9 protein-coding genes are annotated in these 14,025 nt (G+C 61.5%); 5 read left to right on the top strand and 4 right to left on the bottom strand.

Going from position 1 to position 14,025, the window contains the following annotated elements; translation table 11 throughout:
• Positions 1-128: 128 nt before the first annotated feature.
• Positions 129-1,514 carry a DUF1501 domain-containing protein gene (locus BGIM_RS0137910; protein WP_020474829.1) on the top strand — a complete coding sequence of 462 codons (1,386 nt, stop codon included), beginning with the start codon at positions 129-131 and terminating at the stop codon, positions 1,512-1,514.
• Positions 1,515-1,876: 362 nt separating this feature from the next.
• On the opposite strand, the gene BGIM_RS58965 is transcribed toward BGIM_RS0137910, so the two are convergent.
• A complete protein-coding gene (locus BGIM_RS58965) occupies positions 1,877-2,737 on the bottom strand; it encodes a serine hydrolase domain-containing protein (RefSeq protein ID WP_020474830.1) in 861 nt (286 codons plus the stop codon).
• Positions 2,738-3,109: 372 nt separating this feature from the next.
• On the opposite strand from BGIM_RS58965, the gene BGIM_RS54600 reads away from it, so the two are divergent.
• The 4 genes from BGIM_RS54600 to BGIM_RS0137935 all read left to right on the top strand — a co-directional run bounded on the left by BGIM_RS54600 (position 3,110) and on the right by BGIM_RS0137935 (position 10,136).
• Entirely contained in the window at positions 3,110-4,384 is a 1,275-nt protein-coding gene (locus tag BGIM_RS54600) for a serine/threonine-protein kinase (protein ID WP_020474831.1), read from the top strand.
• 149 nt (positions 4,385-4,533) lie between these two features.
• Entirely contained in the window at positions 4,534-6,903 is a 2,370-nt protein-coding gene (locus BGIM_RS0137925; RefSeq protein ID WP_020474832.1) for a PSD1 and planctomycete cytochrome C domain-containing protein, read from the top strand.
• Between the two features lie 483 nt (positions 6,904-7,386).
• On the top strand, positions 7,387-8,811 hold the full coding sequence (locus BGIM_RS0137930) for a DUF1501 domain-containing protein (RefSeq protein WP_020474833.1): 1,425 nt from the start codon (positions 7,387-7,389) through the stop codon (positions 8,809-8,811).
• A gap of 299 nt (positions 8,812-9,110) precedes the next feature.
• Positions 9,111-10,136 carry a Gfo/Idh/MocA family protein gene (locus BGIM_RS0137935; protein ID WP_020474834.1) on the top strand — a complete coding sequence of 342 codons (1,026 nt, stop codon included), beginning with the start codon at positions 9,111-9,113 and terminating at the stop codon, positions 10,134-10,136.
• A gap of 533 nt (positions 10,137-10,669) precedes the next feature.
• On the opposite strand, the gene BGIM_RS0137945 is transcribed toward BGIM_RS0137935, so the two are convergent.
• From BGIM_RS0137945 to BGIM_RS65230, 3 genes are all read right to left on the bottom strand, one after another.
• Positions 10,670-11,557: an alpha/beta fold hydrolase gene (locus BGIM_RS0137945; protein WP_020474836.1), complete on the bottom strand. Its 888-nt coding sequence runs from the start codon at positions 11,555-11,557 to the stop codon at positions 10,670-10,672.
• A gap of 173 nt (positions 11,558-11,730) precedes the next feature.
• Entirely contained in the window at positions 11,731-12,843 is a 1,113-nt protein-coding gene (locus BGIM_RS58970) for a TlpA family protein disulfide reductase (RefSeq protein WP_020474837.1), read from the bottom strand.
• Between the two features lie 211 nt (positions 12,844-13,054).
• The coding region (locus BGIM_RS65230) for a WD40 repeat domain-containing protein (protein ID WP_202947372.1) at positions 13,055-14,025 on the bottom strand (971 nt) is incomplete at its 5' end.

Raw genomic sequence — 14,025 nt, forward strand, 5'->3', positions numbered from 1 at the left:
GTTCCTTGCCGAGCAAACCGCCCGCCACGCCCCGGCGGTCGATGCCAAGCGCCGGGCGTTGATTGATCTTTGCCACATGCTGCTATGCGCAAACGAATTCGTATATGTTGATTGATCGGAGAAGACCGATGATGCGATTCACCCGACGGGAAGCCATCGGCCGCCTGGGCGGCGGGCTGGGCGCGGTTGCCCTCGCGGCGATGCTCGCGGAGGAGCGGGCACGGGCGGAGGCGAAGACTCCCAATCCCAAGCCCCATCATGCCCCCAAGGCGACGGCGGTCATCCAGCTATTCATGCACGGTGGGCCGAGCCACATGGACCTGCTCGACCCGAAGCCCGCGTTGGAGAAATACGACGGCAAGCCGCCGCCGGCCGAGGTTGCCGACGATGAAAAACTCACCGGCAATTTGCTCCGCAGCCCCTTCAAATTCACACCGGCGGGGAAATGCGGCACGCCCTTCTCGGAAGTGTTGCCAAACATCGCCAAACACGCCGACGACATCGCCGTGATTCGCTCGATGTTCACCGAACACCGCAACCACGAACAAGCCCTCTGGATGATCCACGGCGGGCTGACTGTCGCCGGCCGGCCGAGCCTTGGTGCGTGGGCCGCCTACGGGCTTGGCTCCGAAAACCGCGATTTGCCGGCCTATGTGGTGCTGCCCGATCCGCGCGGATTGCCGGTTGACGGCATCCGGAACTGGAGCAGCGGTTGGATGCCGCCGGCCTACCAAGGCACGCAGTTTCGATCCGAGGGAAGCCCGGTTCTGAACCTGACACCGAAGACGGCGCGGCCGGTCGCGGTCGAAAAAGGCCGGATGGATTTGCTCGCGGAATTGAACGCCACTCATCGCGCGGCCCGCCCCGGCGAACTGGAACTCGACGCCCGCATCGCCAGCTTTGAACTCGCCGGCCGAATGCAACTTTCGGCCACGGACGCCCTTGATCTCTCGAAGGAACCGCCTGCCGTGCAATCGCTCTACGGCCTCGACAACCCCGTCACCCGGCCGTATGGCCTGCGCTGCCTGATGGCCCGCCGATTGGTGGAACGCGGCGTGAGATTCGTGCAAATATTCATGTCCGGCCAACCGTGGGACACCCACAACAACAACGCGGCCCAAACCCGTTCCTGCTGCGAACAAACCGACAAACCTGTGGCGGGCCTGCTGGCTGATTTGAAGCGGATGGGCCTGCTCGACCGCACCCTCGTCACATGGGGCGGAGAGTTTGGCCGCACGCCGGGGGCGCAGGGGAAGGATGGCCGCGACCATCACCCCTACGGGTTCTCGATGTGGCTCGTGGGCGGGGGAATCAAAGGCGGAACCATCCACGGCGCCACCGACGATTTCGGCTATCGCGCGGTGAAGGACCGTTGCAAAGTGTCCGATCTGCACGCCACGATTCTGCATCTTCTGGGCTTGGATCACGGCAAGCTGACGTTCCGCCATCACGGCCGGGACGAACGATTAACGGACGTGCATGAGGCTAGCCCGATCAAACCCATTTTGGCCTGACGTGACCGAAGTCGGCGGGTGATTGGTGTGTTACGCGAGGGGTGTGGCAAATCTTCCGGGCACGCTTTCACACCCTACGTTTGCCTCAAACCGCGTTGCTGGTATTCGCCCCAAGGGGGCGCCCGAGAATAGCCAGGGGCGGTCGCCGCCCCTGGAAACATCGCCCATCAATAGGATTTCCGCCCCAACGAGGCGGCACTTGTCTGTTGTGCCGCCCCGTTGGGGCGGAAATCAAGGGAACAGCTTTCCAAGGGCGGAAGCCGCCCTTGGCTATTCTCGAGCGCCCCCTTGGGGCGAATACCATCGCCGTGAGCGACGCGAGAAGTGATGACCGCCAGAATGATTTGCCGGCGCCCCTCGCCTCAATCAAAAGCGGCGGCGATGGCGTTTGACAGATGGACGAGCCGCCACGGGGCCTTGGCTCGCAGGTAGTTGGTGAGCAGAATGCAGAATCCCTGCGATCCCAAGCCGGTTGATTTTAGCCCCAGCGGGTCGATGATTTCGCGGCGAACAAACTCGCGGACGGACTTCCCCGACAGGCGTTGAATGATCTCGGCCACTAGCAAGATGCCGCAACTGGCATAGCTGTATCGGGCGCCGGGCTTGAACGCCAACTCGGCCTTGATCGATTCCTCGATGAACTTCTTCAACGGGGCATGTTGCTTTCGCAGCCCCGCGTTGTCCGGCAATTCATCCGGCAAACCGGAGGTGTGGGTGAGCAGGTGAATGATCTGGGCGTCTTCTTTGCCCCCGCCGGTGAACTCGGGAATGTGGCGGCTGACGCGGTCGCTGATGTTGAGCAAGCCGCGTTCGACCAGCAGCATCGCCCCCATGCAGATGACCGGCTTGGTGACGGAGGCCAGATAGAACATCGCATCGCGCCGGATCGGCCCGGCGCCCGCCTCCGGTCCCTGCCGGCCGAAGAACCGGGGGGCCACCGTCTTCCCGCCCCGGCCGACCAAGATCGCCCCGCCCGGCACGGGGGCATCCGGTCCGGTCGTCCATTTTTCCATCAGGTCGTAGGCCGCCTGGAGTTGTTTCGGATGGAGGCCAATCTCTTCGGGCTTGACTTGCGGCAGGCTGCCGCCAGCCTTCGGTTCTTCTCCCGCCGACACGCCTTGGAAAAGCAAACCGCCAATGGCGGCCGCCCCCAACATCTGGCGGCGAGTCACATTCGTATGGGCGCCCAAGGCCCCGATCCCTGTTTGGTTCAACTCTTTCATGGTCGTCCCTCCGGTTCGGCAACGCCGTCAAACGTTGATGTTATCATGATCGCGATTCCGACAGCCCAAGGACATGATCCGGGGTTGGTTACTTAGAGCAGAGTTCCGGGAAGTGTGGCGGCCCACCGAGCCGAAAGCACGCTGACAATCGCCCGCCCCCGCGTCATTGCTGACAATAAAAAATGTCATCAGTAATGCGGGGGAAAATGTCTGATACGAGGCAATGACAACTTGGGCAAACTTTGCGTCCCCTGGCGATCTTTGCGTGAACTCTTTTCTTCTTCGCAAAGCCAAATCTTCGCCGGTTCACATTCGTCGGGATTGATAGAATTGCCACCGAAGCGACGGATCGATCACTCCCGCGGGGGCTGCATGTCCGCCAACCAAATGGCCGACTTTCTGGACTCGGTGCGGGTTAGCGGGTTGCTCACTCCCCCGCAGTGGGACGCCGTGCGCGAGTTCGCGGCCGCCCAATCGGATGACCCGGAGGCGGTGCCCAAATACATTGCCCGGCTGGGAATGCTGTCGCCGTTGCAAGTGAAACTCTTCTGGCGGGGTCGCGGATCGGACCTGTTTCTCAATCAATATGTGCTGGTGGAAAAGCTCGGCGAAGGGGGCATGGGGGAGGTATTCCGGGCCAAACACACCCGCATGGACCGGGATGTGGCCCTGAAGGTGATCCGGCGGGAGCGGATGCTGAACCCGGAGATGGTGAAGCGGTTTCGCCGGGAGATCCGGGCGGCGGCGGCCCTGGCCCATGAAAATGTGGTGATGGCTTACGATGCCGACCAGGCCGGGGATATTCACTTCTTCGCGATGGAATTCGTGGACGGCACCAATCTCGCGAGACTTGTCATCCAAAAGGGGGCGCTCACCGTCGCAATGGCCTGCGACTACATCCGGCAAACCGCCACCGGCCTCCAACATGCCCATGAAAAGGGACTGATCCACCGGGACATCAAGCCGGCGAATCTGCTCATCACCAAGACGGGGATCGTCAAAATCTCGGACATGGGTTTGGCCCGGTTGGAGGATGCGGCCGGGGCCGATTCGGTGAGCCGGATCACCAAGGACGGTTTGGTCGTCGGCACGCCTGATTATGTGGCCCCGGAACAAGCCCGCGATTCCCACGCGGCCGACATCCGGTCGGATGTCTACTCGCTCGGCTGCACGCTCTACTACCTGCTATGCGCCGACGTGCCATACCCCGGCGGCACGCCGACGGAAAAGATGCTTCGGCACGCCCGCGAGCCTTTCCCGGTCCCCAAGCGAACCGATCTGCCCCCCGGCCTTGATCGCGTGTTGGTTAAAATGACCGCAAAAAAGCGGGAACAGCGGTTCCAAACACCCGGCGAACTCGCGGAGGCACTGGAGGAGTACATCCCCCGGAAAGCCGTCCCGGTGTTCATTCCCCCGGTCCCGATTCCCGGAACCGAACCGCTCGACGACGAACCCAGCTTCAGCAAACGGCCCCCGCTGGAAGAAAGCACCGACAGCCGGTTTCGGCTTCCCTCCAGTGCCGCGTTGCCCCGCGCTCCCCGGTCAAGGAAAAGCCAGACGTTGATCTACTCGGCCGCCGCCCTGATGATCTTTGGCGTCTTGCTGATTGTGTCGTTGTTGGTGTTTGGGTTCTTGATGAAACACTGACGGGGAAGATGACAGGGAGACAAGGAGACAAGCAGACAAGGTGACAAGGTGACAAGGTGATAAAAACCTTGGAACATGAAGCGGTTCCTAATCGCCTTGTCACCTTGTCTGCTTGTCTCCTTGTCACTTTTCCAAAAAATGGAGACCAAATGCCGCGACTGTCCCTCTCCACGCTGGCGTTGCTCCTCGCCGGTTCGCTGTCGGCCGGGGAAGATGTTGATTTCCGCAAGGAGATTTGGCCGGTTTTGCAAACCCGTTGCGTGGGTTGTCACGGGCCGGAGAAGCAACAAGGCGGGTTGCGGTTGGATTCCCGCCCGGCGATGCTCAAGGGGGGCAAGACCGGGAAGGCCGTCGTCCCCGGCAACCCGGCCGAGAGCGTTTTGATCGAGCGGATCACCATCAAGGACGACACCGAGCGGATGCCCCCCAAGGGCGAACGGTTGACGGCCGGGCAAGTCAGCGCGATGACGAATTGGATACGGGCCGATGCCGCGTGGCCGAAGGATTTCGACGCGGCGAAGGAAATGGAAAAGAAGCCTGTTTCTTGGGCGTTTCAGCCCGTGAGCAAACCGAATGTGCCGAAGTCGGCGTTTGCCAATCCGATTGATGCGTTCATCGCCGAAAAGCTGTCGGCTGGCGGATTGCAGATGTCGCCCCCGGCCGATCCCCGCACGTTCATCCGGCGAATCACCTTTGACTTGACCGGGCTGCCGCCAACGCCGTCAGAAGTGGCCGCGTTTGAGAAGGAATGCGCCGGGAAAAGACAATTGCCGGACGAGGCGGTGGGCAAGCTGGTTGACCGGTTGCTGGCGTCGCCTCATTACGGGGAGCGTTGGGCGCGGCACTGGCTGGACGTGGTTCGTTTCTCGGAGAGCGATGGCTTCGAGGAGGACGAATTGCGGGCCGACGCGTGGACCTACCGCGACTATGTGATCCGGGCGTTCAACGAAGACAAGCCTTATTTTCAGTTCGTCCGCGAGCAGATCGCCGGGGATGTGCAACATGATTACACCGCTCAATCCGTCGCCGCCACCGGGATGCTGGTGGCCGGGCCTTGGGATGCCTTGCAACGGGTGACGCCGAGCAAGCTGGGCCGGTTGCAATCGCGGGAGGAACAACTGGAGGAAATGGTCGGCGCCGTCAGCCAGACATTCATGGGGGTGACGCTCAACTGCGCCCGCTGCCACCATCACAAATACGACCCGATTCCGCAGGCCGATTATTACCGGGTGAAGGCTGTCTTCGAGGGGGTCGATCATGGCCTCTCTCCCAAATATCACGCCGCCCGCCGGATGTTGAGCGAAGCCGAGGAGGCCGCTTGGCGGAAGAATACCGCACCGCTTCGGCAGCGAATCGCGGAATTGGACAAGGCCATCACTGAGACCGACAAGCAACTGAAGGAGGCCAAAGACAAGCAACTCCTTCAGGAAAAATTGGCCGCTTTGCGTAAAGACCGCGAAACCACCAACAACGAATTGCGAACCAAATTCCCGGTGACGATGGCGTTCGTCGGCGACCGGGAGCAACCGCAGCCGACGGTGGTCTTCGTTCGCGGCGATGTGAAACAGCCGGGCGAAGCCGTCTCGCCGGGGGGCCTGTCGATCATCCGGCAACCGGCGGCCGAGTGGGGGCTGGATTCAACGACGCCTGAGCAACGCCGACGGATTCGCTTTGCGGAATGGCTGACGCATCCCGATCATCCGTTAACGGCCCGTGTGATGGTCAACCGCGTCTGGCAGGGGCATTTCGGCACGGGGATTGTCGAAATCGCCAGCGATTTCGGAGCCAACGGCAGCCCTCCATCGCACCCCGAATTGCTCGACTGGCTGGCTGGCGAATTCCTCCGGTCAAACGGCAGCATCAAGAAATTGCACCGCTTGATTGTGACAAGCGCGGCTTATCGGCAATCATCTGTGAATGGGGCGAAAGAGGAGGCCGTCGCCGCCGTCCATCAAAAAGCGGCGGGCGTCGACGCCGATAACCGCCTGCTCTGGAAGTTCCCCGCCCGGCGCCTGCAAGGGGAGGAAATTCGGGACGCGATGCTGGCGATGGCCGGGAATCTCAACCGCGAAATGGGCGGCCCGAGTTTCCGGCCGTTCACGGTCACGCGGTTGAACACCTACTTTTACCATCTCAAGGACAGCGACGAACCGGCCCACAATCGCCGGTCGATTTATCGCATTCAAGTCATCACCGCGCGAAGCCCGTTGCTGGACGCGCTCGATTGTCCGTCCCCGTCGGTGCCGATTCCCAAACGCCGGCCAACCGTCACGCCGTTGCAGGCATTGGCCTTGATGAACGATGCGTTTGTGCTTCGGCAGGCTGATCTGCTGGCGAAACAAATCGCCAAGGATAATTCCGAGGTGAAACAACAAGTGATGCGGGCTTTCGAGATTGTCTTCGCCCGTTTGCCGCGCGAGCAAGAGATGGCAGCCGCCCGCGAGGTGGTCGAGAAGCACGGGTTAAACACGCTGACGTGGTCGTTGTTCAATTCCAGCGAGTTTCTTTATGCGAGGTGAGACCATGTTACTCGTCTTGGTTTTGGGTTGAATCTTTAACTGATTTGACGACCAACAAGAGCCTCACTGCGTAAGCGGTGAGGGTGGTCGCAGACAGGCGAAGGCCACCCTCACCGCTTACGCAGTGAGGCTCTTGAAATTGTTTGAAACCACGTGGAAATTAGGGTGGAGTTCAGAAAGAGATGGCGGCTTGTTGGTTTTGTCGGTCCAACGGACCGATTAACATAGCCCAGCCCGTGAGGGCTGGGTCAGCCAACCATCGAGAAATCCCGGTCTGAAGGACCGATTATTGGTTCAAGGTCCGTCAGGGCCGCGAAGTCTGAAAACCCCAAAATAATCGGTCCTTCAGACCGAGGTCGTGGGCGGGTGATTTACCCAGCCCTGACGGGCTGGGCTATGTTAATCGGTCCGTTGGACCGACAAAACCAACAAGCTGTTACGGTATTCCGAACTCCGCTCTGGTATCTTCCGAGGCACGATTCCATGTTGAACTCCATCCCCGTCTGGCATGATCGTCGCCGCTTTCTCTCCGACTCGGCAACCGGCTTGGGGGGCATCGCCCTCGCGTGGATGCTCAATCAAGAACGCGCCGCCGGGGCCGAGGCCAAACCGAAGCCACATTTTCCGGCGAAAGCCAAGCGGGTGATTCATGTGTTTTCCCCCGGCGGGGTCAGCCATGTGGACACATTCAACCATCGGCCGGAGTTGGACAAGGCCGATGGCAAAAAACTTGAGGGCAAGGGGGAACTGGACACCTTCTTCGGCTTCCCCGGCGTGTTGCGGAAGAGCTTTTACAAGTTTCGCCAGCATGGCCAATGCGGGGCGTGGGTGAGCGAGTTGTTTCCGCATTTGTCCAAGTGCGTGGACGACATCGCGTTTCTCCATGCGATGGTCACCAAAAGCCCGTCGCATCAACCGGCGTGCTTTCAGATGCAATCGGGCTTCACCCTCGCCGGGTTTCCCTGTCTCGGGGCGTGGCTCTCTTATGGGCTGGGCCGGGAGAACGACAACCTGCCGACGTATGTGGTGCTGCCGGACCCGCGCGGGTTGGTCAACGGCGGCACGGCCAATTGGAGCAACGGCTTTCTTCCGGCCGAGCATCAGGGGACGTTGTTCAACATGAGCTTGCCGGAGCCGGTCAGCCATTTGGTAACGCCCGCGACGGTGAAGCCGGAGGCCCGGCTGGCCGGGTTGAAATTGGTGAATGATCTCAACACCGATTATGCCGTCCAAGACCCGCTTGACACCTCACTGAGCGCCCGTGTGCGATCGTATGAACTGGCCGCGAAGATGCAGGCGAGCATCCCCGAGGCGATGAACATGGAGAACGAGACGGCGAAAACGAAGCAGATGTATGGCTTGGAAGACCCGGTCGTCGGCCCGACGGCCCGGAACTTCCTGCTCGCCCGCCGGTTGATCGAACGCGGCGTCCGCTTCGTGCAAATTTACAACGGCGGCGCCCTCGGCTCCCCGCGCATCAATTGGGATGCCCACGAAAACCTGCGGGACAACCACGACCGGCAGGGGCAATTGCTGGATCAGCCATGCGCCGCGCTGTTGCAAGACCTGAAACAACGCGGCCTGCTGAAAGACACGCTGGTGATCTGGTCCAGCGAGTTCGGCCGCACGCCGTTCACGCAAGGGGCAAACGGCCTCGGCCGGGACCATCACCAACACTGCTTCACGTCTTGGATGGCCGGCGCCGGCGTGAAGCCCGGCATCCGATACGGCTCGTCCGACGAACTCGGCTACAAACCCGGCGAACATCCGACGACAGTGTACGACTTCCACGCCACCATCCTGCACCTGCTGGGGCTGGATCATGAACGCCTCACCTTCCCGCACAACGGCATCCAACGCCGATTGACCGATGTCCACGGGAATGTGATCCGGGCGGTTTTGGCTTGAGCAACGAAGAGGCGATCGATTCTTTCTGCCGGCGGCAGCGTCCGTTCTTGGCGAGCCGAGCAGCGTAAGCTGCCGGGTGGCTTCCGGCGGTTGAATCGCCTCCCCTTTACTCAGCCTGATTCAAACCCGTGGCTGAAGTGACTTTTCCGCCGGGAGCCACCCGGCAGCTTACGCTGCTCGGCTCGCCAAGAACGGACGCTGTCACCAATACCTCACCTTCGTTTTTTCATCGTGCGTCGCCAAACGAATTGCGGTAAGATCCTCCTTCCCACCACTATTCGCAAAGGCGGATCAATTTCATGAAGCGATTGCTGACGGTCCTCACGCTCCTGTTTCCCCTCCTCGCCGGGTCGGCGGCCGAGCCGATCAAGGTCGGCATCATCGGCTTGGACAATTACCAAGCATTGGCGTTCACCGAGTTGTTCCACAACCCGAAGGCCGAGGGAGATTTGGCCGGGATTCGCGTGGTGGCGGCGTTCCCCGGCGGCAGCCCGGACATTGAGGAGAGTGTGCGCGAGTTGCCCAAGTGGACCGATGGCATCCAAAAGCAAAAAGTTCAGTTGGTGGCCTCGCCCGATGAAGTGTTGAAGCAAGTGGATGCCGTGTTGCTGATGAGCCTGGACGGCCGGGCGCATCTCGAACAATTGAAGCCGATCCTGAAGGCCGGCAAGCCAGTGTATATTGGCCGCCCGTTGTCGGCCTCGTTGAAGGACACGGTTGAAATCTTCAAGCTGGCGGCCGAATATAAGACGCCGATTTTCTCGTGTTCGCAGCATCGTTTTAGCCCCGGATTCATTGGCATGCGCAATCACGAAGAAGTCGGCCAGGTGCTGGGGTGTGATGTCTACGGCGGCTGTCCCCGCGAACCGCACCACCCGGATTTGTTCTGGCACGGCATCCACGGCGTGGAGACGTTGTACACGATCATGGGGCCGGGTTGCGTCTCCGTCACGCGGGCCTCGACGGACTTGGCCGATGTGGTCACCGGCGTTTGGAAGGACGGCCGGGTGGGCACCTACCGGGCGATCCGCAAGGGGGCGCCGAAGTACAGCGCCACGGTGTTCGGGGACAAGGGCGTGTCCACGGCCGGCATCTACGGCCACGGCGCCCCGGTGAAGGGCGTGGTCCCGACGAACGACCGATACATGGGCTACGAGGCCACCGCCATCCAGATCGCCAAGTTCTTCAAAACCCGCACCCCGCCGGTGAGCGCCGCCGAGACGACCGAACTGTTCGCGTTCATGGAAGCGGCCGAGGAGAGCAAACGCCAAAACGGGGCGTCGGTGAAACTCGAAACGGTGCTGACGACGGCTCGCGGGAAGTAAGAAGAGTGTGGCAAATCTTTCTGGCACACGTCAGCGGCTTGTATTCGCCCCAAGGGGGCGCTCGATAATAGCCAGGGGCGGAAGCCCCTGGCTATTATCGCCAAAAGGAATCCACCCCAACGGGGTGGCACAACGAACATGTGCTGCCCCGTTGGGGCAGAAAACCCTTCAAATGACGGGATTCCAGGGGCGAGCGCCCCTGGCTATTATCGAGCGCCCCCTTGGGGCGAATACAAGCCGCCGACGTGTGCCAGAAAGATTTGCCACACTCGATGACGGCCACGCCTCAAACGTCATTGATTGGGCGGTGGCAAACCCTGATGGCCCGCACATCGATCCCGAGGCCGCGAAGAAACCGACCGCGTTGCGACGGCACATCGTCGCGGCGGTTCGGCTTCTCACGGAGGCCGGGATGGATGGCGACTGAAAGCCGTGATTCGAGACTTGGGAAATCATCTCTGGCCCCGCTCCGTTCCGAAGAGACGCCTCACCGGGGATCGTCGCGAGCCAAAGCAATCGGTTGTTGAAAGGTCTCAACGTTTGGCCGCGAATTCTTTGAGCGCCTCCCGAAGATCGTGGTTGAATTCTTCCGGTTTCTCCAGCATGGGATAATGGCCGACCGCGTCGATGGAGACGGCCGTGAAGTCGGCGTATTTCTTGTTGATCTCGACCGCCGTCGGATTGAAGAACGCATAGCCGCCGCCGGAGTTGATGCAGCGGACGGGGGCTTTTGCTTCCTTCAAGAGCTTCGCCGTGTCGAGTGTGAAGATGTCTCGCATGAGAGCGACGGCCATCTTCGGCTCTTGTGCCTCGGCCTTTTTCGCGAGCCAGCCCGCCAGTTCGGGGTCGGCCTTCTCCGGCAAGAGGCCCGTGAAGAAGCCGGCCCGGATTGTTCCCTTGAAATCCTTCTCCATTCCGGCCAGCAGTTTCGCCCCCAATTCCGCCGGGAATTTCGCCTCGGCGTTCTGCAGCGTGTCAACGGCGATCACGGCGACGACCGTCCCCGGCAACCGCTTCGCGGCCGCGAGCGCGACCGGTCCGCCCATCGAGTGGCCCACGAGAATCACCCGCTTGAGGCCAAGATCCTTGACGACCGTCTCGACATCGGCGGCCAAAGCGGCGACCGTCGATTCCTTGCGGCCGGTTTGGGATTCGCCGTGGCCGGCCTGATCGATGGCGACAATGCGGTAATCCCCGGCGAAGGCGGCCGCCTGGTTCTTCCAATACTCGCGGTCACCGCCCCAGCCATGCAGGAAGACGAGGGCCGTCTCCCCCTTGCCGCGCACTTCGCCGATGATGTTCGCCCCGTCGGCGGCGCGAAAGGTCTTCTTGACCGGCTTGACGTCCGGCTCTTCGCCGCGGACCATGGCCGCGACGAGACAGCACGAAATGGCCATCGCTCCGATGAATCGCCGTTTCATCAATCGACTCCTCATGAATTGAGTGATTTCAAATCGCATCCGGATGATGTGGAACGTCCCGTTCGGTGTGATGCCGAATATCTCGGAGCCCCCCCCTCCGCCTCCCCCTTGGCAGGGGAGCCGGAGGGGGGCTCCGAGACCTCACTTTGGCAAACAATCAATGTGATTTAGAATTACTTCTTTTCCGTCTCAGCCAGCAAGGCCTTCACGGCCTTGTCCAGACTTTCGCCGCGGATGTCCTTGTGCCGGATCACGCCGGCGGTGTCGAGGACGTAGACGGTCGGGAATTTGCGGATGTTCCACGTCTTCAAGAGCGGGGCGTCCGGGCCCTGCCACCAGTGGGTCCAAGGCATCTTTTCTTCCTTCATGAATTCTTCGAGATCCTTCTTCTCGTCGTCGGCGCTCACGCTCACGAAGACGAACGGCTTGTCCTTGTGGCGTTCGACCAGTTCGCGTTCGTGCGGGATCATCGCCCGGCACGGCCCGCACCAGGTCGCCCAGAAATCGAGGACGACGACCTTGCCCTTGAGATCGGCCAGCGTGACGGCCTCCCCCTTCAGGTTCTTGCTGGCGGCCGCCGGGGCCTTCATGCCGACCGCGAGGTTGCGGATTTCAAACAGATAACCCTTCGCCACGTCGGCCAGCGTGTTTTTGTCGATCTTCACATCCCCGAACTCTTTCTCAAGACGGGCGAACAACGCCTCGGCTTCCTTGTAATCGGGGGACTTCCCCTCGGGAAGTTCCTGTTGCTCGGCGGCGTCGAAGGCGTTGCCGGCCATCGCGTAGCAGGCGATGCCGCGAACGTCCTTCTCGGGGTTTTCCTTGGAGATGCGTTCCAGCACTTTCACCATCGCCGGCGGCGCCCCCCCGATGCAGACCTCGGCGAGGAGCCGGATCTTGGGGTTCTTCACGTTCTTGTCCAGCGCGGCGAGGATCTTCTCGTCCTTGGTGTTGAACGCGAAGATCGACATGGCCAGCGCGGTCATGGCCGGTTCGTCGCCGTCGTTTTGCGCCAGAATCGCCTGGAGGCGGGGCAGGAATGTCTTTTCCTGCGGCAACAGCTTTTGGCCGGCCTCCCGCTCCTCGACCGTCTTGGCCGTGTTGATCGCCTTGAAGGCCGATTTGCGGGCTTCCACAAATTCCTTCTCGATGGCTTTCATCTGTTCTTCGCGGGTCAGTTCCTTTTTCGTCTCGGCCTTCGCCGGGTCGGTCTTTTCCTGACCGTCGGAAACAAGCGGAATCAGGGCGACAATCGCCGACATCGCGGCGATTCGGTATCGCAACATGGGAATTATGTCCTTGAGAGTGGCGGGGCGAACGTCCGGTAAAGTGTATCCAAAGACGGCCAAAGCGGGGATGGCCGCCCGACAATCAGCGGGGGGTTAGGTCGCCGGGAAGGGAGTCATCCTTTCACTGATGACTCTGCGCGGTCGTGCCAAGAAGGAAGAGGAACGGGAAGTAGGTTTCCGGTTGACGCCATGTCACCGGAGAATTCGGTCACATCCGGGAGGAGACCAGCGACTGGAGGGACGTGACCGGGGACGTGCCGGCCTCCGGCAGGCCGAACAGGCTGACCCGGCCGTCGATGGTTCCCAAGGCGAGCAGACGGCCGTTCGGCGTCAGGGCGGCGGAGGTGGCCATCGTGGTTGAAAAGGTGAAATCCGATTGTTTGAGTCCGGCGACCGCGTTCCAGACAACCACCTGGCCGCTCTCGCCGATGACGGCCAGCGAACGGCCGTCCGGCAGGTAGCGGATCAGGCGGAGACTGTTCTGGTGCCCGGACAGCACGGTGGCTTTTTCCAACCGCGGGCGGGCCACTTCAAGGATGCGCACCACCCGGTCCATCCCGGCGATGGAGAGACGTTCGCCGTCGCCCGAAAAGTCCATCGAGGTGATGATGTCCGTCAGCCCGTCTGTCTTGAGTTTTTGGGACACGCCGAGCCAGCCGAAACTCCAGCCGATGACGCTCTTGCCTTCCCCGGCCGAGACGAGCATTTTGCCGTCCGGCGAAAAGGCGACCGCCCGCACCGGATGGCCGTGCCCCTTGAGGATGATGCCGGACCCGGCGGATTTGGGGGAGGAAACCTTCCAGTAAACCACGAAGGCCCCGATGGCGGCGGCGAACTTTGTTCCGTCCGGCGAGAAGGAAATGCCGGTCACGCTGGCCTTGTCGCCGCGGTAGGCGCCCCACTCGTAAAATTCGTTTCCGCGCCAGTCCCACGCCCAGACGCGGGCGGTCCCTTGATAATTCCCGGCGACGACGGCGTAATCTTCCTTCGGGCTGAAGACGACGGATTGAAACTCGGCCCCCCGGTAAACGCCCCCGCCGATCTCGCGGGGAGTGGAGGTCGTGAAGTCCCACAGGCGGATGCGGCCGTCGATTCCGACGCTGACGACCATCCGGCCGTCCCTGGAGACGGCCACCGCCCCGGTCGGCCCGGCGTGGGCGGCGGCGCTGGCGAGCGGTT

This window comes from Zavarzinella formosa DSM 19928 (assembly GCF_000255705.1).
GTDB lineage: Bacteria > Planctomycetota > Planctomycetia > Gemmatales > Gemmataceae > Zavarzinella > Zavarzinella formosa.

Excerpts from the sequence above, each read along its gene's own strand:
- BGIM_RS0137910 (WP_020474829.1), top strand. The coding sequence starts at position 129 with ATGATGCGATTCACCCGACGGGAAGCCATCGGCCGCCTGGGCGGCGGG.
- BGIM_RS58965 (WP_020474830.1), bottom strand. The coding sequence starts at position 2,737 with ATGAAAGAGTTGAACCAAACAGGGATCGGGGCCTTGGGCGCCCATACG.
- BGIM_RS54600 (WP_020474831.1), top strand. The coding sequence starts at position 3,110 with ATGTCCGCCAACCAAATGGCCGACTTTCTGGACTCGGTGCGGGTTAGC.
- BGIM_RS0137925 (WP_020474832.1), top strand. The coding sequence starts at position 4,534 with ATGCCGCGACTGTCCCTCTCCACGCTGGCGTTGCTCCTCGCCGGTTCG.
- BGIM_RS0137930 (WP_020474833.1), top strand. The coding sequence starts at position 7,387 with ATGTTGAACTCCATCCCCGTCTGGCATGATCGTCGCCGCTTTCTCTCC.
- BGIM_RS0137935 (WP_020474834.1), top strand. The coding sequence starts at position 9,111 with ATGAAGCGATTGCTGACGGTCCTCACGCTCCTGTTTCCCCTCCTCGCC.
- BGIM_RS0137945 (WP_020474836.1), bottom strand. The coding sequence starts at position 11,557 with ATGAAACGGCGATTCATCGGAGCGATGGCCATTTCGTGCTGTCTCGTC.
- BGIM_RS58970 (WP_020474837.1), bottom strand. The coding sequence starts at position 12,843 with ATGTTGCGATACCGAATCGCCGCGATGTCGGCGATTGTCGCCCTGATT.